This is a genomic window from Acaricomes phytoseiuli DSM 14247, from assembly GCF_000376245.1.
GTDB lineage: Bacteria > Actinomycetota > Actinomycetes > Actinomycetales > Micrococcaceae > Renibacterium > Renibacterium phytoseiuli.
Genome location: NZ_AQXM01000061.1, coordinates 99,866 through 122,856, shown reverse-complemented (window position 1 = coordinate 122,856; position 22,991 = coordinate 99,866). Strand labels below are relative to the sequence as shown.

Sequence of the window (22,991 nt, the reverse complement as noted above, 5' to 3'; positions counted from 1 at the left end):
TTCAGCCAGTTGAACAACGAGGCTTCGGAAATCCCGAAGTCTCTCGCAATCTGCGATAACGGGGCCCGGGCTTTACGGGCCACAGCCACGACATCGTCACGGAACTCTTTCGGATAGGGCTTGGGCAAGAGATACATCCTTCCAGCGAGGACGAATCCTCACAGATCAGATGTCAACCAAACCCGGGGCAGACCCCCCTTCGAGCAGTGTGTTTCTGTTTCCGCGGTGCCGTCGTATCCGCCACCAGCATCGCATCGATGAAGGCCTTGAATGGCTCCAACCGCCACGCCACACCCTGTTTAGGCTTCCGCTCCGGAGGTACTGGCGATTCCAAAGCCTGCCTGACCGTGCGCCGGTGCACCTGATACTTCTCAGCCAGAGCACGGATCGATAAACCCTCAACCCGGGCATCCCGCCTTATCTGAGCGAACAAATCCATTCTCGACCCCATCCAGGCCGCCCCTTCCTGACGAAAGAACCTGAAAACATCTGACAGGACCAACGCTGAAGGGTGGGGCCAAAAATAATTACCACCATGCCCGGCGAGTCACAAGGTGGAGCCAAATAAAGTTGCCCTACCGGGGCCAAACAAACCTGTCACACTCACCGGGGTTTGTGCGGACTGAGTTTCATGAGCGCATGAGTGCCTCCATCAAGGGGATTCCGGGCTGGATGTGGCTGAGCGCCGAGCCGGTCGTCCACTCAGGACTCCGGGCTTCAGCTGCTGGTCGATCCGTCCATGTGCCGACGCTGCGCTACCGGATCTTCCTTCTGCTCAACAGGCTTCTACCGGAGCGGTTGAGCTTCTTAGCCGGACGGCGGGGGCGTTGAATTCTAATAGCCGTTCGGCTCAATTTTCGATTCAGCCCAGTTCCGCTGAGGGCTTGAACTCGAGGGTTTCGCCGGACTCCTCTAGTTCGAGAATACTGACCCGGTTAGCCCCTTGCATAAACATTCCTTTAGGGGCATATAAAGTTTTCTGCGGCCCGCGGCTCCAGTAACGGCCCAGCAGGGTTTCGTTGACCCAGAGGAAGCCTTTACGGAACCTGGGAAGCGCAAGGTAGCTGTTCGCCGGCTCTACGAGCTCGAAGTCGATGTCGAAGAAGCCTGGTTCGCCACTGGCAGCACTCGCACCGGTGCTGAGGTGCTCAAGGTCTGAGGCGTTGAAATCATCCAGAGGCAGCGCTATATGCTCCCAGCCGTACGTCATCCTCTGATTGATCAGCACTCCGCCCAGGATGCCCTTGCCCTGGCCTAGAAGATGGCCGTAGTTGATCCTGCCCTGATTCTCTACCAGGATCTCCAAAGTCGCCGGTTGCCCGTCTCCTTTGAGCAGGAACGGCTCATGGGCTTCGGCTTCGAAGATCGTCACGGCTTCGCCGTTGATGAAGACCTGCGCCCTGTCATGCAGCCCGGCGATGCGCAGGCTGAACTGTCCCGCTGGCAGGATGGGCTGCGCCCGATAGAGCACCAAGCCGTTGGGGCAGTCGAGCTCGTCAAAGCTGAGTGGTGTCGGGCTGATCGCGATCACGGGCCTGCGTCGGAGCGCTGCCAGGAGCCCGATTCGCGGCCGGAGAGCTAAAGCCCGCGCGGGAATCACGGGAGCCGGCACCATCAGCTCCTCCGGAACCTCAGCCGGTGCGTGCCCCAGCTGCTGCCGCATATCGTTGAAGACCTGGCGCAGCCGCCAGAATTTATCCGAGAGCGTGCCATCTTCGGCAATGGGCGCGTCGGAGTCGTAGCTGGTGATCGTCGGCTGTAGAGCTCCTTCGTGATTCGCTCCGGAGCTTAATCCGAAGTTCGTGCCGCCGTGTGCCATGTACAGGCAAACGGAGCCTCCACCCGTCAAGATCTCGCGAACTTCCCCGGCGGCTTCCTCCGGGTCTCTGCGGTGATGCCTCTCGCCCCAGTGGTCGAACCAGCCGTTCCAGAATTCGGCGGCTATGAAGGGCTCCCCGGGGCGCCTACGCTGCCAGGTGCTGATCGCTTCAGGGCCTCGGCTGCCCAGGGTACCTGTAGCGAGCATGCCATCGATAGCGCCGCCGTGGAGGAAGAAGTCGCTGCCGCCATCGGCGCTGAAAATCAGCTCGGTTACTCCGCGCTCCTGCAGGATTCGCTGAGTCCAGGCAACGTAGTTCGGGTCATCGCCGTAACTGCCGTACTCATTCTCGGCCTGGAAGGCCACCACTGGCCCGCCGTGCGCTGCCTGTAAGGGAGTGAGTCGTGGTAGCAGGACATCGAACCAGCGCTCCACCGCGGCCTGGAAGCGCTGATCTATGCTGCGGAGCTGGATATCCGGGATCGAAGTAAGCCACGCGGGCAGCCCCCCGTTATCCCACTCCGCGCAGATATGGCCCCGGTCGCACGATCACATCCAGGCCGCGTTCCCCGGCGAGCTCTATAAAGCGCACGAAATCCCGGCTGTCGGAGAAGTCAGGATCCATCGCCTTGTGCTTCTGGTGGAAGTTCCAGGCGATATAGGTATCCAGGGTATTCGCACCGAGTGCTACGAGCCGATCGATCCGGTCTGCCCACTGATCGGGATGGACTCTGAAGTAGTGGATGGCTCCGCCCAGGATGCGATGTTCAGAGCCGTTCCGGTATAAGACCTCGTCTTGATAGCTGAGCAGTGGGCCGGGTTCTGTCGTCGATGGCAGCACAGTCTGATCCTAGCGCGTGGGCCGCCGTCGGCGCTGTCTTGGCTCGGGCGCTATCAGTGTCAAGCAGTTGAGGCTGTAGTGCTTTCAGGGGTTTCTGCTGGTTCGTAGCTGGCATCGAAGGGCATCTCGTTCACGTCCAGGTGAGGGTTGTCCTCCTGGTTGCGTACCAGCTCCCGTGCTTCGGCTTCGGTGTCCACACTCGGCATGGACCCGGGCAGCGGGCGTTGCGCGGATTCCCGAAGAAAGTAGATGGTGATGGCGCCCAGGGTGGAGGTGAACATGAGGTAGTAGGCCGGCATCATGTCGTTTCCCGTGATAGTGATGAGGCTCTCAACGATGAACGGGGTTGTTCCGCCGAAGATCGCGACCGCGAAGTTGTAGGCGATACCCATGCCGCCGTAGCGGCTCGGGGTGGGGAAGAGAGCGGGCAGCGATGAGGCGAGATTAGCGACGTAGAAAGTCACCGGGAAGGCCACCAGGGCGAGCCCGAGCAGCGTGGACCAGATGGCTCCGATGCCGATCAGGGCGAAAGCCGGAATCGCCAGCACGATGGTGCTGAGCGCGCCGACCCAGAGCACGGGCCGGCGTCCGATGCGATCGGAGAGCCTGCCGGTCAGCGGGATGCACAGGGCCATGATGACGAGTACAGGTATGGTCAGCAAGGTGCCGTGGACCGGATCGTAGCCCTTGGAATCCGTTAGGTACGTGGGCATATACGAGGTCAGGGCGTAGCCGGCGGTGTTCGCGGCGGCGACCAGGATGATCGCCACGATCACCTGCCGCCAGTACACGCGAATGATCCCCAACGGGCCTTTGGCTGCGACCTCGTCTTGCTGCTGAATCGATTTGCTCTGCTGTTCCTGAGCGTCCAGGGTGGCCTGGAACTGCGGGGATTCTTCGATTCGCAACCGGAAGTAGATCGCCACTGCGCCCAACGGCCCGGCGATGAGGAAGGGGATGCGCCAGCCCCAGTCCTCCATCACGGCCTGGCCCAGGCTGAGCTGCAGCACGGAGACCAGGATGGCCCCGATCGCGAAGCCTAGGTAGCTACCCATATCCAGGAAGCTAGCGAAGAATCCGCGCCTCTTATCCGAGGCGTACTCGCTCACGAAGGTCGTCGCCCCGGCGTATTCGCCGCCCGTTGAGAACCCTTGGATGAGCTTGAGCACCACCAGCAGCACGCTTGCCCAGATGCCGATCTGCGCATAACCGGGGAGCACGCCGACCAGGAAGGTGGCCGTCGCCATGAGTATGAGGGTCGCCGCCAGCACTTGCTGCCGCCCGACCTTATCGCCCAGCCAGCCGAAAACGATGCCGCCCAGCGGCCGGGCGATGAATGTCGCTGCGAAGGTGCCGAGCAGGAAGAGGTTTTGGGTCGTGGGATCCGCTTGCGGCAGGAATACCGGGCCCATCGTGGTGATCAGATAGCCGAAGACGCCGACGTCGTACCATTCCATGGTGTTGCCCACGATGGTTCCGCCGAGAGCACGTTTAAGCATCGGCTGATCCACCACATTGATGTCGTCGACCTGCAGGCGCCGTTTCTTCAGTCTCGGCGAGCGGGCAGGCTTCGCGGTGCTTCTTCCCGCGGGTCTATTGCGCGGACTGGCGTTCAGTGCCTGGTCCTGGTCGACGGCGCTCTGGTTCATAGCGCTGGGGCCTTTTCTGTAGCGTTCAGCGGCAAGACCGCTTGCGGCGGTCGGATGACCCGCTCTGCCTTATGCGTGTCTGGCAGAGTTTTGGAGTTTAGCCTGCGGTTTTGCTGGCTGATCATAAAGGTCATTCTATTGCTTGAGGCAAGCTTTTTTGTTGCGGATTCCAGTGATCGAGCGGCATCGAGAACGTTATGTTATTGTTATATTCTTTCCATCGAATAAAAATTCAGAGGTTCATCTGTGCTCGGTGGTCTATTCAACAATCAGCACAGCCTGGTAATTGATCATGGATATCAGCAGCAGCGCACCTATGCTGAGCGTGATGAAGAGGATGACCGCCAGATGCAGCCAGCGGTACATCATGAGCAGGGCGATGAATTCGCGCAGTGCCGCACTGGGCAGGAAATACCCTGCTGTCGGGGAGCCGACCGCCTGAGCCGGCAGGCCTGCCCGGCGCGCCAGCAATGCGGCACGAAAAACATGGAAATTATTCGTCACGATAACGGCCTCGGAGCTCCCGCCATCGTTATTGATCAGCTCCTGGGAGAAACGAAGGTTCTCCTCGGTGGTCGCGGCCTGATCCTCGATGAGGATGTGCTCCCGGGGAACGCCTTTTCCTGCTAGATATTCGGCCATCGCAGAGGCTTCGCTGCGATCTTCATCGGCGCCCTGCCCGCCGGAGACGACGATCTTGGCGGGTACTTTAGCGGCCCGGGCGTCCCAGTAGATCGAGGCCCCCTTGTCCAACCGGCTGGCGAGCAATGGCGGAACCCGGCCGCCGATTAGCCCAGAGCCCAGAATGATGACGTGATCTGGGTTGCCCCTAGGCTGCATCCGACCGTAGACGAAAGCGTATAAGAGGAAGGTGACCAGCAGATAGCCGAGGTATCCGGTGAGCAGCAGGGCCGTCAAGGCGCTCACGATCAGCACTACGAGTCCGCTGCTCATGGCATAGATCCCCGCGAAACCCAGGATGAGCATGCCGAGCCCCGCGAAGAGGGAGAGCATATTCCCCAGGCTGCGCCCTTCCCGCCTGAGCATCACGACTCCGTTGATGATCAGGAAGACGCAGGTGAAGGCGATCAGCAGGACGACGAGCGCGAAGCCCCCGAAAGCCAGAAGGAGTCCCAGCTGAGTCGGCAATCCGGGCAACAGCAATAAGGCCATGTAGCTGTTGGCCAGAGCCAGCGAGAGATACACCCCGTTGCGCAGCTGACGCCGCTCCCGGAACACGCCCCAGAAGAACGCCGCCCACATGACCAGAGCGAAGACGAGGAAGAAAGTGAACGGGGAAAGCATAGTACGAGGTTATGCGATCAGAGCACCGGAAGGCGGTTACCGCAGTGCGATCATGCGTCGTGGTTGGTTTCCAGGATCTTCACCAGGGCGTCCAGGGCCTCTTCAGCACCGGCTCCCTCGGCGCGTAAGACCACACGGTCACCGTGACCGGCACCGAGGCCCATCAGCGACAGGATGGAGGAAGCGTCCATCGCCTCCTCCGCGGGTGTTCCTTCTGCCGCGATGGTGACTTCCACCGGCTGCTCGGCGGCAGCCTCCGCGAAAATCGCTGCTGGGCGGGCGTGCAGCCCGACAGTGCTGGCAATGGTAGCGGTGCGCTCGGCCATCATGCTCCTTAGCTGGGTGTTTATTTACTGCACTAAATTTTACAGGCCGAGGCTTTCCAGCACGGGCAGTGCAGCCCGCACGGTCTCCCTTGCGGCCTCCGCCGACGGTGCGGCCAGAGCAGCCTCGGCGAGCTCCTGAGCCGTCCGCGAATCTATGCTGCGCAGAACGGCAGCGACCGCTGGGATGGCCCGCGCGGTCATCGACAGGGTCGTGACGCCAAGACCGGCCAGCACTACGGCAAGGGCCGGATCCGCTGCGGCCTCTCCGCAGACGCCTACCGGCTTCGCGCCGTCCTGGCCTCCCGTGGTTTCTGCGGCGGCTTTTGCTCCGGCGACGGTCATCTTGACGAGTGCCAGAACAGCCGGCTGCCAGGAGTCATTGAAATGGGCCAGGGGTGCCAGCTGCCGGTCTGCGGCGAGCGCGTACTGAGTGAGGTCATTAGTGCCCAGGCTGGCGAAATCAACCCGATCTAGAACCTGCTCGGCTCTGAGAGCCGCTGCGGGGACTTCGATCATCACGCCGACTCTCGTCTTGGGTACAGCATTCTGTTGGTTTACTAGGACGGAATCGCCCAGGCCTGCACGGCGGCACAGTTCCGAGAACTCGGCTGCCTCAACAGGGGTGGAGATCATGGGGGCCATCACCCAGACCTCCGCATCGCTCCCTGCCGCGGCTTGAGCGATTGCCTCGAGCTGCCGGGGGAGTACGCCGGTTGAAGTCAGCTCGGTGCGGTACCCGCGGACTCCGAGCGCCGGGTTGGGCTCTTCAGCGTCACTCAGGAACGGCAGCGGCTTATCGGCCCCGGCGTCCAGGGTCCGCACGACGACTTTCTTCCCCGGGAAGGCTTCGAAAACGCTGCGATATGCCGCGATCTGCTCGGCTGCGCCGGGCTCGCTGTCTCGGTCCAGGAAAAGGAATTCGGTGCGGAACAGGCCGATTCCCTGAGCACTTGCCTCAGCCGCGGCAACCGCTTCGGCGGCATTACCCACATTGGCCAGCAGCGGAACCTCACGGCCGTCCGCGAAGCGGCCCGTGCCATCGAAGTTTTGCAGCTGCGAGGCCTGCTCCGCCCAGACTGCCGAGAGCTCTTCTTCGCGGGGTCCAGGGTTGGTCCGCAGCTCTCCGGCGGTGCCATCGACATACACGCTGCTGCCGTCTTCGATCTCGGTGACCGGGGGCCCGGCGGAAGCATCATTACGAGCCGCGACAACGGCCGGCAGGCCCAGAGCCCGGGCGATGATCGCGGTATGTGACTGCGGGCCGCCTTCTGCCGTGACCAGGGCGAGCACCTTGGCAGGGTCCAGGGTCGCGGTATCGGCGGGTGCCAGATCAGCTGCGATGAGCACGAAGGGTTCCAGGCTGTCCGGGATGCCGGGGGCCGGGACGCCGCGGAGCCGGGCGATCACGCGGGATCGGACATCCTGAACATCCCGGCTGCGCTCAGCCATATATCCGCCCAGTCTCTGCAGCATCGCGGAGACTTCCTCAGCGGCCTCCCAGAGCGCGCGCTCCGGATGCAAGCCGCTCGTGATCTTCTGCCGGGCAGATTTGAGCAGCATGGAGTCGGTGGCCATGAGAGCCGTCGCCTCCAGCACCGCCCGGGCCTCGCCCGAGGCGGCTTCGGCGCGCTGCTTGAGCTCATCCCGTACTGCCTCCGCGGCTTCCTGGAGCTGGGAGATCGCGGCCTCCGGCAGCTGCCCTTCGGCCAGCGGCATACCTGCGGCCGGTGCCTCGAGGGCAGCGGGCATGGTCATCGCAGGGCCGAGCACCCGCCCGGGGGCGACTCCGACACCTTTGAAACTGATCATGACTACCTCTTCAGCGTCTCAGCGTGCTGCTGCTGTGGCAGCAGCCGCAGGGTTGTTCTCGGCAGCGAGGGCGTCAGCTGATGCCTCAGCCGGCGCCTGCCGCACCGTCCAGCGCTTGAGGGCGAGCACGAGCAGCGCGGTCACCACGGTGCCGATGAGTACGGCCAGCAGGAACAGCAGGAACGGATCGATAGCGAAGCCCACGAAAATACCGCCGTGCGGGGCCTGTGACGTCACGCCCCAGGCCATGGTCAGGGCACCAGTCACCGCGCCGCCGGCCATCGAGGCCGGAATCACGCGCAGTGGATCCGCCGCAGCGAAGGGGATGGCGCCTTCGGAGATGAAGGAGAAGCCCAGGAGCACAGCGGTCTTGCCGTTCTCCCGCTCTGCCACGGAGAAGCGCTTGCGATCGATGAAGGTCGCCAGGGCCATGCCCAGCGGCGGCACCATACCGGCGGCCATCACCGTGGCCATGATCAGTGCCGGGCCTTGGCCGGCAGCTGCCCCGGCACCCAGGCCGGCCACCGCGAAGGAATAAGCCACCTTGTTGACCGGGCCGCCCAGATCGAAGCACATCATGAGACCCAGAATCACGCCCAGTAGGATCGCGGAGGTGCCGGTCATTCCGGAGAGCCAGTCGTTGAGCCCAGTGGTCAGCGCGGCGATCGGGCCGCCGAGCACCAGGAACATCAGCCCGGACGCGGCGATGGAAGCCACCAGCGGGATAATCACGACGGGCATGAGCCCGCGCAGCCAGCGCGGCAGATTGAAGTTACCGAGCCACCAGGCGACCACACCGGCCAGCAGACCACCGGCCAGGCCGCCCAGGAATCCGGCGCCCATGAACGCGGCGACGGCACCCGCGGTGAAGCCGGGGGCGATACCCGGCCGGTCCGCGATGCCGTAGGCGATGTACCCGGCGAGCGCGGGGACCAGGAAGCCCATCGAGAGTGCGCCGATCTTGAAGAACACGGCCCCGAGGTAGGTTGCGAGCGGGCCCATGGTGTCCGGCAGTGCCTCCGGCAGGTTCCACAGGTTGTTCTGGAGCACGACGTCGTCGGCAACGGAGGTGATGTTGGCGCTTCCCAGCAGGAAGCCCAGCGCGATGAGCAGACCGCCCGCGGCGACGAAGGGGATCATATAGCTCACACCGGTCAACAGCACTCGCTTGAGCTTCTGCCCCAAGTGCTCCTGCTGCCCGGCTGCGGCGGCACCATCCGAAGAGCTGGCCCCGGAGTCAGTGGTGACCCGGGTGGCCTGCGGATCCTTCGCTGCCTGCAGGGCCAGGCGGATCATCTCCGCCGGCTCGTCGATACCGCGCTTCACCGGGCCGCTCACCACGGGTTTGCCGGCGAACCGGGCTTTATCCCGAACGTCGACATCCACCGCGAAGATTACGGCATCGGCCGCAGCGATCACTGCCGGATCCAGCGCCTTGGTGCCGGAGGAGCCCTGGGTTTCCACGTGCAGTTCGACTCCCGCTTCTTGGGCGGCTGCGGCCAGGGAATCCGCGGCCATATAGGTGTGTGCGATCCCGGTGGGGCAGGCGGTGACAGCTACCAGGCGGCCCGCGCCGCCGCCCTGAGCGGTCTCAGTCGGAGTCTCTGGGGTCTGAGGAGCAGTGGGGGTGGCTGTAGACTGACCGTTTTCCGCAGTGGGTGATATCGCCTCTTCGACGAGGGCCACGATTTCTTCGGGACGCTGCGCGGCCCTCAGCTTGGCGGTGAAGTCCTTGCGGACGAGCGCCCGCGCCAGGGCGGAGAGCAGTTTCAGGTGAGTCTGGTCCGCCCCGGTGGGTGCGGCGATGAAGAAGATCAGATCCGCCGGGCCGTCTTTGGCGCCAAAATCCACCGCCCCGCCCTGCGGCAGCCGGGCGAAGCCGAGTGTCGGGGCGGTTACGGACTCGGAACGGCAGTGCGGGATAGCGATTCCGCCCGGAACTCCGGTTGCGGTTTTCTGCTCCCGCGCCCAAGCGTCCGCGAAAAGAGCGTCCGCATCCTGGGCCCTGCCCTGGTCGGCGATACGGTCGGCCAGAGCGCGGATAACGGCTTCGGCATCGCCGCCGAGAGGCTGATCGAGGCTGATGAGGCCGTTGGTGATGAGCTGGTTCATGACTTCGTTCCTTGTACGAGCGGATGATCTCCTGATCCGGAGATCGGCTGAGAATCGACACCGGAGGCATCGATGTGTTCTGGTTTGGGCATCGTGGATCCGGGGAGCGCGGTAGCCGCGGAACCGTGGGCCACAGCCTGCCGGAGCCGATCCTGGGCCGGTAGCCCGGAAAGCTGAGCGAGCAAGTATCCGGAGAGCGCCGAGTCGCCAGCGCCCACGGTGCTGCGGGCGATGATCTTGGGCCCTCGGGCGTACCAAGCGTCTTGTTTCTCGGCGAAGATGGCACCGTGCGCACCCAGCGTGGCCAGGACCGTCATCGTCTGCGGGCCTTCACCCATCCGGCCGATCAGGCGCCCGGCCAGATCCGCCACGAGCCCGGGCTGCGTCTCCAGCTGCTCAGCAGAAGGGAGCTCCGCCAACGTCGAAAGACCAAGGTCCTGGCAGAGCTCGGCGAGTTCTTCGGCATTGGGTTTGATGAGATCCGGGGCTGCTTCGAGTGCTTCGCGCAGGGGTGCCCCGGAAGAATCGACGGCGATCAAGGGCGCGCTTGCGCCCAAGTTTGTGCGGACGGCCCGGATGATCTGCGCATAGAAGTCCTCCGCGACTCCTTGCGGCAAAGAGCCTGCGAGCACCAGCCAGCGCTGATTCTTTGCATGGTCGATGCACAGCTGGATCAGCTGCCGCTGTTGGTCGGCTGAGAGCGCCGGCCCCGGTTCGTTGATTTTGGTCGTGGTGCCATCGGGTTCGGTGACCGTGATATTCGAGCGCAGTGGCTCTGCTAATGGCAGGTTGACGTAGGCGATGCCCTCTGCGCTGAGCGCGGTCAGTACCGGATCCTCTGTGGCTCCGGGCAACAGCGCTAGGCAAGGAGTCTGGGCGGCAGTCACTGCACGAGCGATGTTGACGCCCTTCCCGCCGGGCTGGCGGTCCACGCCGCAAGCGCGCTGAACGGCTCCGCGCTCCAGCGGGCCGCCCAGCTCGATGGTCCGGTCCAGGCTCGGGTTCGGGGTGAGTGTGACGATCATGCGACCACGACCTCTACGGCCGCTGCCTTCAGGGCCTCGGCGATCTCGGACGGCGGAGGCGCATCCGTGATGAGCAGGTCGATCTCTTCGAGGGTGGCGAATTGCACTAAGGTCTCCTGGCCTAGTTTGCTGGCGTCGACGAGGGCCGCGACGAGCCTGGCCGCCTGGACCATGGCGGTTTTGATCGCGGCCTCGAGTGGGTCTGGTGTGCTCAGGCCGAATCTGGAGTGCAGGCCGTTAGCACCGATGAAGGCGATATCCGGGCGGAGCCGTTCCAGTTGTTCGGTCACCTGCGGTCCTACCGCGGCGCTGGTGAGCCCGCGCACTCGGCCGCCCAGCAGTTCCAGTTCGAACTGGCTGCTCTGGGAGAGTCGATGCGCGATGGGTATCGTGTTCGTGATCGTGAGGAGTTTCTGCACCGGTGCTGGGCGGTCCGCGAGAGCTTCTGCGAATAGCTCGGTGGTGGTCCCGGCGTCGATCACGATCGAGGCGGGTCCGGTGACGGGCAGGAGGCGCAACGCGGCCTGGGCGATGCGCTGCTTCTCCATCTGGTGCTGGTGTTGGCGCTCGGTCAGGCTCGCCTCGGTGATAACGGGGTCTTTGATGTCTACTGCGCCACCGTGAACCCGGCGGACCAGGCCGGCCGCGACTAGGGCGTCCAGGTCTCGGCGGATCGTCTCCTGAGTGACGTCGAGAAGTTCCGCGAGGGCGGGGACGCTGGCTCGGCCTACGTCCGAGATCTGGGCAGCGATGCGCTCTTGACGCTCGTGTGCGAACACGACTCCCCGATTCTCCCCAGTGATAAGTGTCACAAACAGTTGGTTTTATGTGACTTTAGTTGGCTTTATCTGTTTCTGTCAAAAAAGCACAGAAAATAACAGATCTTTGGTCTCGTCTGATCGGCGGTTTTAGGCTTCAGGAGTGTCATCGAAGCTACCCGAACCCACTGAACGCCTGCGTTTCCGGGAGATGACCATGGCGGATCTCGACGTGCTGGCGGGGCTTCTGGGTGACCCGCAGGTGATGACTTATTACCCGGAGGTCAAGAGCAGAGACCAAGCCGCTGCCTGGATTCAACGAAACCGGCAGCGCTATGCCGAGGATGGGTTCGGCCTCTGGATCATCGAAACGCACAGCGGCAAATTCCTGGGTGATTGCGGGCTCACCTGGCAGAACATCGGTGGCCGACGTGACCTTGAAGTCGGTTACCACGTTCATCGCGAACAGCAAGGCCGGGGCTTCGCTACTGAAGCTGCCCGTGCTTGCCGGGATTTCGCCTGGCAACTGGGTTTTCAGCGACTTACGGCTAATATCCATACCCGTAACGCACCCCCCCCGGCGCGTCGCTGAGAAACTGGGTATGCACCCGGGCCGGGAGCTGTTTGCCAACGGGGTTCCAGTGGTGGTCTACGCAGTAGAGACTGGGAAGAGACCGGAATCAGAGAATCGATGAAGGCAGACGAATGAAAGCTATTGAGATCGAATCACCAGGGGGCCCTGAGAGCCTGGTTCTCCAGGACGTTCCGGAGCCGGCTCCCGGCCCGGGCGAAGTTCTCATCCAGGTCACCGCAGCGGGCGTCAACCGGGCCGACGTGCAGCAGCGTAGGGGTCTGTATCCGCCACCGCCTGGAGCGCCCGATTATCCTGGCCTCGAAGTCTCCGGCCACATCATCGGTGACGGTGAAGGTTTTCGTGATGGCGACCCGGTGGTCGCCCTGCTTGCGGGTGGCGGATACGCGGAGCGGGTCGCGGTTCCCGCGGGTCAGGTGATTCCGGCGCCCGAGGGTCTTGACTTGCAGGCGGCAGCGGGACTACCGGAAACCGCGGCAACCGTTTACAGCAATCTGGTGCTCGCCGCCGGTCTGCAGGCCGGTCAGACACTTCTGGTGCACGGTGGATCCGGGGGCATCGGAGCCATGGCGATCCAGTTCGCTACGGCGCTCGGCGCACGCGTTGTGGCCACCGCTGGAAGAGCTGAGAAATGCCAGACCGTACTGCGGCTCGGGGCATCTGTCGCTGTGAACTACCGGGACGAGGATTTCGTGGCCGTGCTCCAGGAACTGGGCGGGGCAGATGTGATCCTCGATGTGATCGGTGCAGGGTATCTGGCCCGCAACCTGGAGGCGCTCGCCACGGGTGGGAAGTTAGTAGTGATTGGCCTGCAGGGCGGGGCCAAGGCGGAGCTGAACCTCGCTGTACTCATGGCCAAACGTGCCGCGATCATCGGAACCACCCTGCGAGCCCGGCCCGCAGCTGAAAAAGCCGAGGTGATGCGTCAGGTGCAGGAGCAGATCTGGCCGCTCGTCGCCGATGAGCGGATCGATCCCGTGATCGATAAGGTCTTCCCGCTAGCCGAGGCCCATGCCGCGCACGAGTACTTCGACTCCGGTAAGCACCATGGCAAGATCCTGCTGACTCCCTGAGCGCGCCAGGTGCCGACTGATTGCTAACGCCCCTCAGGCGTCGTGATCCTTCAGGTGCCCGACGAGTTCTGCGGCCAGCCCGGTGTAACCGGCTGGGCTCAGTGCGGAGAGCCTTTCGGTGGCCGCTGCGGATAAACCGAGGTCTGCGATGAACTCCCGCATCCGCTCAGCATCAACGCGCTGGCCCCGAGTCAGCTCCTTGAGCCGTTCGTAAGGATTGTCCATCCCGGGAGTCCCGGCGATCGCCTCGGCGCGCATCACGGTCTGCACCGCCTCGCCCAGAACCTCCCAGTTCTGCTCCAGATCCGCGGCCAACACGGATTCAGCGGTATCCAGGCGGCCCAGGCCGGCCTGCACATTGCTGATCGCCAGCAGGGAATGGCCTAAAGCCACGCCGATATTGCGCTGGCTCGTGGAGTCCGTCAGATCCCGCTGCCAGCGGCTGGTCACCAGGGTGCTGGCGAGATTATCCAGCAGGGCGCAGGAGAGCTCCAGGTTCGCCTCCGCGTTCTCGAATCGGATCGGGTTGACCTTATGCGGCATGGTCGAGGAGCCCGTGGCTCCGGCAACCGGCACCTGGGCGAAATAACCGATGGAGATATAGCTCCAGATATCGGTGCACAGATTGTGCAGGATGCGGTTGTACCTGGCGATATCGGCGTACAGCTCCGCCTGCCAGTCATGGGACTCGATCTGGGTGGTCAGGGGATTCCAGCTCAGCCCGAGGCCTGCTACGAAAGCGTGTGCGAGCCCTTGCCAGTCGGCCTCCGGGGCCGCGCTCAGATGCGCCGCATAGGTTCCGGTGGCGCCGTTGATCTTACCGAGGTATTCGGCGGTTTCGACGCGGTCGAGCTGCCGGTCCAAGCGATGCGCCAATACCGCGATCTCCTTGCCGAGCGTGGTCGGTGTCGCGGGCTGCCCGTGCGTGCGAGCGAGCATCGGCACCGCGCGGTTCTGTTCAGCCATATCGTGCAGCTGAGAGCTGAGTTCCCGGGCCGCCGGCAACCAGACCTGCTCCACCGCGCCTTTGATGCCCAGGGCGTAGGCGAGGTTGTTGATGTCCTCGCTGGTGCAGGCGAAGTGCACGAGCGAGGACAGCCGTTCGAGGCCTAGCTCGGGCAGCCTTCTGCCGATGAAGTACTCCACGGCTTTGACATCGTGCACTGTGACTTCTTCGATCTCCGCCAGTTCGGCGATCGAGGCCGCATCGAAATCGTTCACGATAGCGCGCAGCCTGGCTTTCTGGGCATCATCCAGCGGCCCGGCGCCCGGCAGTACTGAGTTCTCGGCTAGGTGGATGAACCATTCGACCTCCACCGCGATCCGGTCGCGATTGAGGGCGGCCTCGGACAGGAAGTTCACCAGCGGGGCCGTGGCTTTGCGGTAGCGTCCATCGAGTGGCCCCAGCGAGATCGCGGGGTAGGAATCGGCGAGATCACGACGCTGCGCAGCGGGCTGGGATTCAGGCATGTTCCCAGTTTAGTGCTCTTGAAAGATGTTCTGAGGGATCCCTCAGTCGCGACGGTTGACCCCGGTGACCGCATTGCCCACCATGGCGATCAGGCTGACCAGGATGGCCGCGAGGATCGCGGTCCAGAAGAAGCTGTCGATGCTCAGCTGGATCGGGGTGAAACTGCTCAGCCATGAAGTCAGCCAGAGCATCGCCGCATTGATGACTACGGTGAAAAGCCCCAGGGTCAGCAGAGTGACAGGTAGGGAGATGAGACTGACCAGCGGCTTCACGAGGGCGTTGACCACGCCGAAGATCAGGCCGATGAACAGCAGCGCGAGCAACCCGGCCAGGGGAACGCCATCCTGAGCCATCTGCTGGGTGGCCGCGCTGTCGATGCGCATGCCGGGAAGCAGCCAGGTGGCGATCCAGAGGCCGGCCGTGCCGATGATGACGCGAATCAAGAACTTGCCCATGGGTCCAGTCTATGGGTGCGGTGCTCTCACAGCCCGGGCAGGCATGCGCCGTCCAGGATGGAGGATTAGAGTGTGACGGTGAGCACAGCACAGAGCGTTCCGTCCGGTGCGCCCCGGCCACGCGCCGCGGTAGCACGCGTGCCCCGTTACGCTGCGGGTAAGCCGCCCCGCCCGGTGCCTGGGCTCGAAAGCTACAAGCTCTCTTCGAATGAGAACCCCTTCCCGCCCTTGCCGGAGGTTCTGGCTGCGGTCTGCGCGCATGAATGGGCCAATCGCTACCCGGATCCCACAGCGGCCCCGCTGCGTGAAGCCATTGCTGAATTCCTGGAGGTTCCCGCAGAAGACATCGTCACCGGCACGGGCGGCCTCGGGGCGCTCACGCAGATCCTGATGACTTTCGCCGGGGCCGAGGCCGGTGATACGGGGGAAGCTAGTGAGGTGGTCTATCCATGGCGTTCCTTTGAGGCCTACCCCATTTGCGTGGGGCTCACCGGAGCGCGCAGTGTCCCGGTGCCCCTGGCGCCGGATGGGCGGATCGACCTGGCGGCGATGGCGGACGCGATCACTGAGCGCACCTCGGTGATACTGCTGTGCTCGCCCAATAACCCCACCGGGCCGGCCTTGCATACCGCGGAGACCGAAGTTTTTCTGGCTCAGGTGCCGAGCGATGTCGTGGTGGTGCTCGATGAGGCCTATCTCGAGTTCATTCGGGATGCGGACGCCGTTGATGGCCTGCAGCTCTACCGGAAGTACCCCAATGTGGTGCTTCTGCGCACTTTTTCCAAGGCCTACGGTTTAGCCGGGATGCGCGTCGGCTATTCCATCTCGCATCCAGAGCTGACGCAGTACCTGCGCATCGCAGCGCCTCCTTTTGCCGTGACCGTTTCAGCGCAGCAGGCGGCCATCGAATCCTTGAAGCTTTCGGCCAAAATCACCGAGCGCATCAATCAGCTGGTGTGGGAGCGGGACCGGGTGTACCAGGGGTTGCGGGGGCTGGGCTGGGGCGTCCCCGAGCCGCAGGGTAACTTCCTCTGGCTCGAGTTCGGGCAGGGCAGCGCGGATTTCGCCCAGCAGGCTGAGCAGCAGGGGCTGGCTGTTCGGGCCTTCCCGGGTGAAGGCGTGCGCGTCAGCATCGGCGAGTCTGCCGCGAATACTCGTTTCCTGGAGCTCTGCGCGAGCCTTGATCCCAGCCTGACTGCTGGCCTGCGCTGATCCGCTTTGCCGCGATTGAACCGGGCGATATCTTCATCAGAAGCTCGATCAAGATCACACTGCACAGTTGTCGTAATGGCATAACCCGCTGGGCAGAACCGTTACAGTGGTGAGGGGAAGAAAAAACATATTCCACGCCAGCTATTTATTCCTGGCGGGGAATATATGAAGTGGAGGACGGGGTGACAGTGTGACTTTTTCCGAGCTATCGGAGCAGGCAGCGCGTGAAAACATGCTCCCGACGTCAGAAGTGATGCAGTTCCTTGACGCCCAGGGGCGGTTCGATCCATCGGGGTCCGACGTGATGCAGGCTTTCCTCGGCGAACTGGATGCAGAGCGCTTGCGCGAAGCTTATCGGGGCATGGCGCTCACCCGGCGCTTCGATCAGGAGGCCACCGCCTTGCAACGGCAAGGCGAGCTGGCGCTCTGGGTGCCCTCGCTTGGCCAGGAAGCCGCGCAGATGGGCGCAGTCCTGGCCGCGGAGCCGCAGGACTACATCTTCCCCACGTACCGCGAGCACGCCATCGCCTGGTACCGCGGAGTCACCCCCGGCGAGCTGCTGGCGCTTTTCCGCGGAATCGCCCACGGCGGCTGGGATCCGAAATCCACCCGCTTTCATCTGTACACACTCGTCCTGGCGGCACAGACCCTGCATGCTGTGGGTTACGCCATGGGCATCCAGCGAGACCAGGCGCGCGGCGCAACAGAAGCCGCTGAGGCGGTGCTGGCCTTCTTCGGAGATGGCGCCAGCTCAGAAGGCGATGTGCACGAATCCATGGTCTTCGCCTCTTCTTTCAAGGCACCCGTCGTCTTCTTCTGCCAGAACAATCACTGGGCGATCTCGGTACCCTCCAGCGTCCAATCCCGGGTTCCGCTGGCAGACCGGGCCAAAGGCTACGGGTTCCCCAGCATCCGGGTGGACGGAAACGACCTACTGGCGGTTTATGCAGCCACCCGCTGGGCCTTGGACCGCGCCCGCTCAGGCCAAGGGCCGGTGCTCATCGAAGCGGTGACCTACCGGCTCGGCGCGCACACCACCGCCGATGATCCGACCAAGTACCGTAGCCAGGCGGAAGAAGCCCACTGGCAGGAGCGCGATCCGCTGCCCCGGTTGGCGGCTTTCCTGCGGGATCAGGGTTATGCCGATGCTGAGTTCTTCGCGGCGGTCGAGCAGGCAGGCGATGAACTCGCGGGTCAGTTCCGCGAAGCCACGAAGACCTCTGCTGAGGCCGATCTACGGGAATCCTTTGCCACGGTCTACGGCCAGGCGCACCCCCTGGTGAGCGAAGAGCTCGCCTGGCTCGAACAGTATGAGGCCGGATTCCTCCCCGAGGATACGCAGGAGGCGCGATGAGCAGCACCGCTGTCGAGTCCCATGAGATCAGCCAAGGGCAGTTCAGATCCCTGACCATCGCCAAGGCCATCAACGAAGGCTTGCGCCGAGTACTCAGTGACGACTCGTCGACCTTGCTCATGGGCGAGGACATCGGGCCGCTGGGCGGGGTGTACCGGGTCACCGAGGGGCTGGTCGAGCAATTCGGCACGGACCGCGTCGTGGACACCCCGCTTGCCGAAAGCGGGATCGTCGGAACCGCTATCGGCATGGCGCTGCGCGGTTACCGGCCGATCTGCGAGATCCAATTCGATGGTTTCGTCTTCCCCGGGTTCAACCAGATCACCACGCAGCTCGCGAAGATTCGCGCCCGCAGCCGCGGCGCCCTGAGCGCCCCCGTAGTGATCCGGATTCCCTACGGCGGCGGCATCGGCTCGATCGAGCACCACTCGGAGTCGCCCGAGGCGCTTTTCGCCCACACCGCAGGTCTGCGTATCATCACTCCGTCCAATCCGCACGATGCGTACTGGATGATCCAGCAAGCCGTGCTCTGCCCGGACCCAGTGATCATCTTTGAACCCAAACGCCGTTACTGGCTCAAGGGCGAAGTGGACCTGACGGATCCGGGCCGCGGCGCTTTCGAAGCCCAAGTCCTCCGGGAAGGCCGCGATGCCACCGTAGTGGCCTACGGCCCTCTGGTGCCGGTGGCATTAGCTGCCGCGCGTGCCGCCGAAGAGGACGGGCGGAGCCTGGAAGTGATCGACGTGAGATCACTTTCGCCGATCGATTTCGATACTGTCGCAGCCTCGGTGGAGAAGACCGGGCGGCTTCTTATCGCGCATGAAGCGCCGACCTTCGGCGGGCTGGGCGGTGAGATTGCGGCGCGGATCTCGGAGCGGGTCTTCTACTCGCTGCGATCCCCGGCGATCCGCATTGGCGGATTCCACATGCCCTATCCGGTAGCCCGTGCGGAGGAACAGTACCTTCCGGATATCGACCGGATCCTGGAAGCCCTTGATCGGGCTCTGGCGTACTGAAGACCCACACCGGACTTCTCATTGACAGAGAGCGAGTAAGAATGAGGGATTTCAAGCTCCCTGATGTAGGCGAAGGCCTCACGGAGGCGGAGATCGTCTCCTGGAAAGTCGCCGCCGGAGAAACCGTCGCGGTCAATCAGGTGCTCGTGGAGATCGAAACCGCTAAATCCCTCGTCGAGCTGCCCTCGCCGCATGCCGGGAAAGTCAGCGCTCTGCTGGTCGATGAAGGGCAGACGGTAGACGTGGGCACCCCGATCATCGCTTTCGAAGACAGCGAGGCCCCGGGCACTCGACCCGAGCCGTCGGTGCCCAGTCATCCGGCGATCCCGGCCACGGGGGAGCAGCTACGCGCTGAAGACCCCGAGGTGGCGGTTCCGCACCAGGAGAACGCCGCGGCTGCTGCGCCGCTCGTCGGAGCCGGCCCGAAGGCCGATGCGGTGCAGCGCCGTCGCCGTCGAACCGGAGCGGCCGCTGCGCCGGCCGAGGCTGTGCGGACGAATGCGCTGCCTGCGAAGCCGGGGTCTACGGTTCTGGCCACGCCGCCGGTGCGCAAGGCGGCTAAGGACCTCGGCATCGACCTCGCAGAAGTCTCCGCTACCGGTTCCCGGGGCGAAGTCACCCGGCGCGATGTCCTGGATTTCCACACCCGGCGCGGGGCGACTCCAGGGAAGGCGTTCTGGAGCGAGGATAGCCGGATCGAGCGGATCCCGGTGCGCGGGGTACGCAAAGCGACCGCCCGGGCGATGGTGGACAGCGCCTTCTCCGCGCCTCATGTCAGCATCTTCGTCGATGTGGATGCCAGCCGCACCATGGAATTCGTGAAGCGGCTCAAAGCCAGCCGTGAATTCGAGGGTATCAGGGTCTCCCCGCTGCTGATCCTGGCGAAAGCGGTGATCTGGGCCGCGGCGCGTAATCCGCACGTCAATGCGAGCTGGTCCGAAGAAGAGATCCTGGTCAAGCACTTCATGAACCTCGGGATCGCGGCGGCTACCCCGCGCGGGTTGATGGTGCCCAATATCAAGAATGCCCAGGATCTCACGCTCAAAGAGCTCGCCGTGGCGCTCAACGAACTTGCCGAGAGGGCCCGGGCTGGGAAGACCCCACCGTCGGATATGCAGGGCGGGACGATGACCATCACCAATATCGGCGCCTTGGGCATCGATACCGGTACCCCTATCATCAATCCGGGGGAAGTGGCGATCGTGGCCTTCGGCACGATCAAGCAGAAGCCGTGGGTGCTCGACGGCGAGGTCATTCCGCGCTGGATCACCACTCTGGGCGGTTCCTTCGATCACAGAGTGGTCGACGGGGATCTCTCTGCGCGGTTCATGGCCGATGTCGCTTCGATCCTCGAGGAACCGGCCCTGCTCCTCGACTGACTCAAATTTGCGATGCCTTCCGTGACTTTCGAGTGCGTTCGTAGCGCATCAAAAGTCACGGAAGGCATCAAAAAACGGCACGGGGCGCTCAGAGCCAGCGCGGAGGGGGGACCGCCGCACTGTCGCTGAGAAGGCCGCGGCGCCCGCTCATCCACTGCACCTGATCGGCGAGTTCGCCGTCCGGTACGTGGAATTCTTCTTCCCGGGAAGCCCACGTCCCGGCGATCTCCTGGCGCAACCGCTCCAGCACCGGCGTCGGGATATCAGAGAACTGCCCGCCATTGCCCAGATCCATAGCGTGAATCCAGACTTCCCGGATCCGCATCCAAGGCGTCTCGCTGACCGGGACCTGACGTCCCTGCGCGGTGCGCACCTGGAAGTCCCAGCGCTCGTCCGGCAGATCCCGCCACTGCACATTGAGGTGAATGGCAGCGTGATCGAAGAGGTTGCGTAGCGCGATGGGGCTCAGTGTTGCACCCAGCTCGATCTCCTCGTTTCGGGCCTCAGGCGAGGAGTACATCGGATGCTCCTCCCCGGTCTCGGCCCAGTCCACCAGCCGTGCCAGGGCCCGGGCGTTGTAACCGACATGCGCCACGAGATGAGCCCGGCTCCAGCCGGGCAGCCGGGAGTCCTCAGCAAGCGCCGAATCCGGCAGTTCCCGTAATTTCCGGGCGAAATAAGCTGTCCCACGCCGGGCTTGGAGAAGCCAGGCGAGAGTCTGCTCATCGCGGACGAGGTCGGTTCTCGCGGCCACGGTGACTAGGCTCCGGCTCCGTGTGAAGCATCGGCACCCCGGACCGGGTTCTCGAGCTCACCGAGGCCTTCGACGGATGTCACCAGCACATCACCGTCTTTGAGGTACTCCGCGGGCTTCCTGGCATGACCGACGCCGCCTGGCGTGCCGGTGGCGATCACATCGCCTGGGTTCAGCGTGAAGATCGTGGAGATGTAGGAGACCAGCGTCGCCGGGTCGAAGACCAGATCCGAGGTGGGCACTTCCTGCACCGTCCTGCCGCTCACCTGTCCGCGCAGCACACCGCCCAGCTCGAATTCATCCGCAGTGGTCAGATACGGTCCGAAAGGCGTCGAGTTCTCCCAAGTCTTGCCCTGGAACCACTGCGGCGTCCGGTACTGATAGTCGCGCATCGTGACATCGTTGAGCACTGCGTAACCAGCGATATAGTCCGTGGCTTCATCGACGCTGACCCGGCGGGCTTTGCGCCCGATCACGATGGCCAGTTCCGCCTCCCAGTCCACCTGGCCGGATTCCGCGGGTAGCTCGATCACGTCATAGGGGCCGATCAGGGCTTCGGGGTACTTCGCGAAGAGCGTCGGATACTCGGGCAGTTCTCGGCCCATTTCCAGGATGTGGTTTCGGTAGTTCAGCCCGACACAGACGACCTTCGATGGCCTCGGCACGACAGGAGCCAGATCTGCTCCGGAGGCAGTGTACGCGGTGCCGGCAGCTTCAGCCGCCCGCCTGGCCCAGGCCGGATCGCCCAGGAGCTCGCCAACATCCTGGGCGTCTTCGATCTCGACCAGCTGGTCCCCGCGGAGTACCGCAGCAGCGGTGGAGCCGGAGCGGCGAATGGTGGCTAATTTCATGAGTCCTGCCCTTCGATGAATGTGCGGTGGAAGTGGAGGCGCTCGATGATCGGCGCATCGGAGAACTGGAAGAGATCCAGGCTCTCCTCCGGCTCGTCGTTGCGTAGCGACCAGGAGGTCCAGGAGGGAACCACGAAGAGATCGCCTTTGCTCAGCCGCTGTTCCACTCCGTCGAGGGATACGGTGCCCTGGCCTTCGAAGACCTGCCAGACTGAGGAGCCGACTTCCCGCCGGGGGCGGGTCGCCGCTCCGGGACGCAAGCGGTGGAACTCGGCGCGCAGCGTCGGCATGACATCGCCGCCGGTGGTCGGATTCGTGTAACGGACCGCTGCGTGCCCCGGTTCTACCGTGGCGGGCTGGCCTTCGTCTTCCAGGAGCAGCTGTTCGGTCAGCGCCTTATCGGTGTACTCCCATCGGTAAGCGGCGATAGGAGAATTAGTGTGCGGATCCAGTCCGCTGAGCGGCCGCAGGCCGGGGTAGGCCCAGAGACGTTCCGCCCGGGAGATCCTGGGAGTGGCCTCGTCGGTGACCCGCTCCGAGCCGAATTCGAAGAAGCTCGTATCGGTGTAATGCACGAAAGGGATGTCTAGACCGTCGATCCAGGCCATCGGAGCGCCAGATTCGTTGTAGTGGCCGTGGAAGTTCCAGCCCGGAGTCAGGAGGAAGTCGCCGCGGCGCATCGCTACCGGGTCCCCGTTGACGACCGTCCATACGCCTTCGCCTTCGATGATGAAACGGAAAGCGTTCTGCGAGTGCCGATGCTCCGGTGCGGTTTCACGAGGGCCGAGGTATTGGATGGCCGCCCAGAGGGTGGCAGTGGCATACGGGGCGCCACCGAGGCCGGGGTTAGCCAGCGCGATGGCCCGGCGCTCGCCGCCGCGGCCCACAGGCACCAGATCCCCGGAGCGCTGCGCCAGCGGGTAGAGCACATCCCAGCGCCAGACATGAGGCTTCGCCTGCGGGCGGGGTTGCTCCGGCATCAGATCGCCTAGCTGAGTCCGCAGTGGATTGAGGTTTTCCGCGGCGAAATCGCGGTAAAGCTGCGCCAGTTCCGGCTCAGAGACTTCCGGCGGTTGCCCATACTGGGATACCACGGTGTGCGGACCGTTGTCCTGTTTGGCGCCTTTGCCCATGACGATTCTCTTTCAGATGGTGGATGTGCTGTGGGCCAGGCTAGCCGGAGTGGAAAC

21 protein-coding genes and 2 pseudogenes are annotated in these 22,991 nt (G+C 63.8%); 7 read left to right on the top strand and 16 right to left on the bottom strand.

The features are described 5' to 3' along the window. Together C501_RS14020 and C501_RS14770 are read right to left on the bottom strand one after the other, a co-directional pair. A partial coding sequence (locus C501_RS14020; RefSeq protein WP_026174448.1) for a transposase occupies positions 1 to 128 on the bottom strand: 128 nt, incomplete at its 3' end. A 68-nt stretch (positions 129 to 196) separates the two neighbouring features. Next, positions 197 to 451 (bottom strand): annotated as a pseudogene (locus C501_RS14770) (IS21 family transposase); the annotation flags it as partial. Positions 452 to 639: 188 nt separating this feature from the next. Between C501_RS14770 and C501_RS14310 the strand changes: the two are divergent. Further along, complete coding sequence (locus C501_RS14310) at positions 640 to 831, top strand: SDR family oxidoreductase (protein ID WP_156807712.1); 192 nt, start codon at positions 640 to 642, stop codon at positions 829 to 831. Between the two features lie 31 nt (positions 832 to 862). Here the strand turns inward: C501_RS14310 and C501_RS14880 are convergent, their stop codons facing one another. The 9 genes and pseudogenes from C501_RS14880 to C501_RS0109195 form a co-directional block, all read right to left on the bottom strand. After that, positions 863 to 1,210, bottom strand: a complete 348-nt coding sequence (locus C501_RS14880; RefSeq protein WP_342662537.1) for a hypothetical protein — start codon at positions 1,208 to 1,210, stop codon at positions 863 to 865. A gap of 30 nt (positions 1,211 to 1,240) precedes the next feature. Further along, positions 1,241 to 2,660 (bottom strand): annotated as a pseudogene (locus C501_RS13015) (beta-galactosidase); the annotation flags it as partial. Positions 2,661 to 2,719: 59 nt separating this feature from the next. Beyond that, positions 2,720 to 4,309: an MFS transporter gene (locus C501_RS0109225; protein ID WP_018135341.1), complete on the bottom strand. Its 1,590-nt coding sequence runs from the start codon at positions 4,307 to 4,309 to the stop codon at positions 2,720 to 2,722. A 258-nt stretch (positions 4,310 to 4,567) separates the two neighbouring features. Next, positions 4,568 to 5,614, bottom strand: a complete 1,047-nt coding sequence (locus C501_RS13010; RefSeq protein ID WP_018135340.1) for a YdcF family protein — start codon at positions 5,612 to 5,614, stop codon at positions 4,568 to 4,570. 50 nt (positions 5,615 to 5,664) lie between these two features. Further along, entirely contained in the window at positions 5,665 to 5,940 is a 276-nt protein-coding gene (locus C501_RS0109215) for an HPr family phosphocarrier protein (protein WP_026174785.1), read from the bottom strand. A gap of 39 nt (positions 5,941 to 5,979) precedes the next feature. Further along, entirely contained in the window at positions 5,980 to 7,749 is a 1,770-nt protein-coding gene (ptsP, locus tag C501_RS0109210) for a phosphoenolpyruvate--protein phosphotransferase (protein ID WP_018135338.1), read from the bottom strand. Between the two features lie 18 nt (positions 7,750 to 7,767). Next, positions 7,768 to 9,861 carry a PTS fructose transporter subunit IIABC gene (locus C501_RS0109205; protein WP_018135337.1) on the bottom strand — a complete coding sequence of 698 codons (2,094 nt, stop codon included), beginning with the start codon at positions 9,859 to 9,861 and terminating at the stop codon, positions 7,768 to 7,770. After that, complete coding sequence (locus C501_RS0109200) at positions 9,858 to 10,886, bottom strand: 1-phosphofructokinase family hexose kinase (protein WP_018135336.1); 1,029 nt, start codon at positions 10,884 to 10,886, stop codon at positions 9,858 to 9,860. The genes C501_RS0109205 and C501_RS0109200 overlap by 4 nt, the downstream gene beginning before the upstream one ends. Beyond that, positions 10,883 to 11,665, bottom strand: coding sequence for a DeoR/GlpR family DNA-binding transcription regulator (locus tag C501_RS0109195; protein ID WP_018135335.1), 783 nt, complete (start codon positions 11,663 to 11,665; stop codon positions 10,883 to 10,885). The genes C501_RS0109200 and C501_RS0109195 overlap by 4 nt, the downstream gene beginning before the upstream one ends. A gap of 142 nt (positions 11,666 to 11,807) precedes the next feature. Between C501_RS0109195 and C501_RS13005 the strand changes: the two genes are divergently transcribed. Next, positions 11,808 to 12,236 carry a GNAT family N-acetyltransferase gene (locus C501_RS13005; protein ID WP_018135334.1) on the top strand — a complete coding sequence of 143 codons (429 nt, stop codon included), beginning with the start codon at positions 11,808 to 11,810 and terminating at the stop codon, positions 12,234 to 12,236. A 113-nt stretch (positions 12,237 to 12,349) separates the two neighbouring features. Further along, the gene (locus tag C501_RS0109185) at positions 12,350 to 13,309 is read left to right on the top strand and encodes an NAD(P)H-quinone oxidoreductase (protein WP_018135333.1); all 960 of its coding nucleotides are present in this window, start codon (positions 12,350 to 12,352) and stop codon (positions 13,307 to 13,309) included. Positions 13,310 to 13,342: 33 nt separating this feature from the next. Here C501_RS0109185 and purB read toward each other — a convergent pair whose 3' ends face one another. Together purB and C501_RS0109175 are read right to left on the bottom strand one after the other, a co-directional pair. Then, positions 13,343 to 14,779, bottom strand: coding sequence for an adenylosuccinate lyase (gene purB, locus C501_RS0109180; protein ID WP_018135332.1), 1,437 nt, complete (start codon positions 14,777 to 14,779; stop codon positions 13,343 to 13,345). Positions 14,780 to 14,821: 42 nt separating this feature from the next. Next, a complete protein-coding gene (locus tag C501_RS0109175) occupies positions 14,822 to 15,235 on the bottom strand; it encodes a phage holin family protein (RefSeq protein WP_018135331.1) in 414 nt (137 codons plus the stop codon). Between the two features lie 78 nt (positions 15,236 to 15,313). Between C501_RS0109175 and C501_RS0109170 the strand changes: the two genes are divergently transcribed. The 4 genes from C501_RS0109170 to C501_RS0109155 all read left to right on the top strand — a co-directional run bounded on the left by C501_RS0109170 (position 15,314) and on the right by C501_RS0109155 (position 20,196). Further along, entirely contained in the window at positions 15,314 to 16,447 is a 1,134-nt protein-coding gene (locus C501_RS0109170; RefSeq protein WP_245532455.1) for a histidinol-phosphate transaminase, read from the top strand. A 232-nt stretch (positions 16,448 to 16,679) separates the two neighbouring features. Next, on the top strand, positions 16,680 to 17,801 hold the full coding sequence (pdhA, locus tag C501_RS0109165; RefSeq protein WP_156807711.1) for a pyruvate dehydrogenase (acetyl-transferring) E1 component subunit alpha: 1,122 nt from the start codon (positions 16,680 to 16,682) through the stop codon (positions 17,799 to 17,801). Beyond that, on the top strand, positions 17,798 to 18,817 hold the full coding sequence (locus tag C501_RS0109160) for an alpha-ketoacid dehydrogenase subunit beta (protein ID WP_018135328.1): 1,020 nt from the start codon (positions 17,798 to 17,800) through the stop codon (positions 18,815 to 18,817). The genes pdhA and C501_RS0109160 overlap by 4 nt, the downstream gene beginning before the upstream one ends. 41 nt (positions 18,818 to 18,858) lie before the next feature. Next, on the top strand, positions 18,859 to 20,196 hold the full coding sequence (locus C501_RS0109155; RefSeq protein WP_018135327.1) for a dihydrolipoamide acetyltransferase family protein: 1,338 nt from the start codon (positions 18,859 to 18,861) through the stop codon (positions 20,194 to 20,196). 88 nt (positions 20,197 to 20,284) lie between these two features. Here C501_RS0109155 and C501_RS0109150 read toward each other — a convergent pair whose 3' ends face one another. The 3 genes from C501_RS0109150 to C501_RS0109140 are packed head-to-tail and all read right to left on the bottom strand — an operon-like array spanning position 20,285 to position 22,934. Continuing rightward, positions 20,285 to 20,950 (bottom strand): maleylpyruvate isomerase family mycothiol-dependent enzyme, encoded by a 666-nt coding sequence (locus C501_RS0109150; protein ID WP_018135326.1) that lies wholly within the window; start codon positions 20,948 to 20,950, stop codon positions 20,285 to 20,287. A 5-nt stretch (positions 20,951 to 20,955) separates the two neighbouring features. Next, positions 20,956 to 21,801, bottom strand: a complete 846-nt coding sequence (locus C501_RS0109145) for a fumarylacetoacetate hydrolase family protein (protein ID WP_018135325.1) — start codon at positions 21,799 to 21,801, stop codon at positions 20,956 to 20,958. Then, positions 21,798 to 22,934: a cupin domain-containing protein gene (locus C501_RS0109140; protein ID WP_018135324.1), complete on the bottom strand. Its 1,137-nt coding sequence runs from the start codon at positions 22,932 to 22,934 to the stop codon at positions 21,798 to 21,800. The genes C501_RS0109145 and C501_RS0109140 overlap by 4 nt, the downstream gene beginning before the upstream one ends. Positions 22,935 to 22,991 lie beyond the last annotated feature (57 nt).

Coding starts and splice junctions, on each gene's coding strand:
- C501_RS14310 (WP_156807712.1), top strand. CDS start 640: ATGAGTGCCTCCATCAAGGGGATTCCGGGCTGGATGTGGCTGAGCGCC.
- C501_RS14880 (WP_342662537.1), bottom strand. CDS start 1,210: ATGACGTACGGCTGGGAGCATATAGCGCTGCCTCTGGATGATTTCAAC.
- C501_RS0109225 (WP_018135341.1), bottom strand. CDS start 4,309: ATGAACCAGAGCGCCGTCGACCAGGACCAGGCACTGAACGCCAGTCCG.
- C501_RS13010 (WP_018135340.1), bottom strand. CDS start 5,614: ATGCTTTCCCCGTTCACTTTCTTCCTCGTCTTCGCTCTGGTCATGTGG.
- C501_RS0109215 (WP_026174785.1), bottom strand. CDS start 5,940: ATGGCCGAGCGCACCGCTACCATTGCCAGCACTGTCGGGCTGCACGCC.
- ptsP (WP_018135338.1), bottom strand. CDS start 7,749: ATGATCAGTTTCAAAGGTGTCGGAGTCGCCCCCGGGCGGGTGCTCGGC.
- C501_RS0109205 (WP_018135337.1), bottom strand. CDS start 9,861: ATGAACCAGCTCATCACCAACGGCCTCATCAGCCTCGATCAGCCTCTC.
- C501_RS0109200 (WP_018135336.1), bottom strand. CDS start 10,886: ATGATCGTCACACTCACCCCGAACCCGAGCCTGGACCGGACCATCGAG.
- C501_RS0109185 (WP_018135333.1), top strand. CDS start 12,350: ATGAAAGCTATTGAGATCGAATCACCAGGGGGCCCTGAGAGCCTGGTT.
- purB (WP_018135332.1), bottom strand. CDS start 14,779: ATGCCTGAATCCCAGCCCGCTGCGCAGCGTCGTGATCTCGCCGATTCC.
- C501_RS0109175 (WP_018135331.1), bottom strand. CDS start 15,235: ATGGGCAAGTTCTTGATTCGCGTCATCATCGGCACGGCCGGCCTCTGG.
- pdhA (WP_156807711.1), top strand. CDS start 16,680: ATGCTCCCGACGTCAGAAGTGATGCAGTTCCTTGACGCCCAGGGGCGG.
- C501_RS0109160 (WP_018135328.1), top strand. CDS start 17,798: ATGAGCAGCACCGCTGTCGAGTCCCATGAGATCAGCCAAGGGCAGTTC.
- C501_RS0109155 (WP_018135327.1), top strand. CDS start 18,859: ATGAGGGATTTCAAGCTCCCTGATGTAGGCGAAGGCCTCACGGAGGCG.
- C501_RS0109145 (WP_018135325.1), bottom strand. CDS start 21,801: ATGAAATTAGCCACCATTCGCCGCTCCGGCTCCACCGCTGCTGCGGTA.
- C501_RS0109140 (WP_018135324.1), bottom strand. CDS start 22,934: ATGGGCAAAGGCGCCAAACAGGACAACGGTCCGCACACCGTGGTATCC.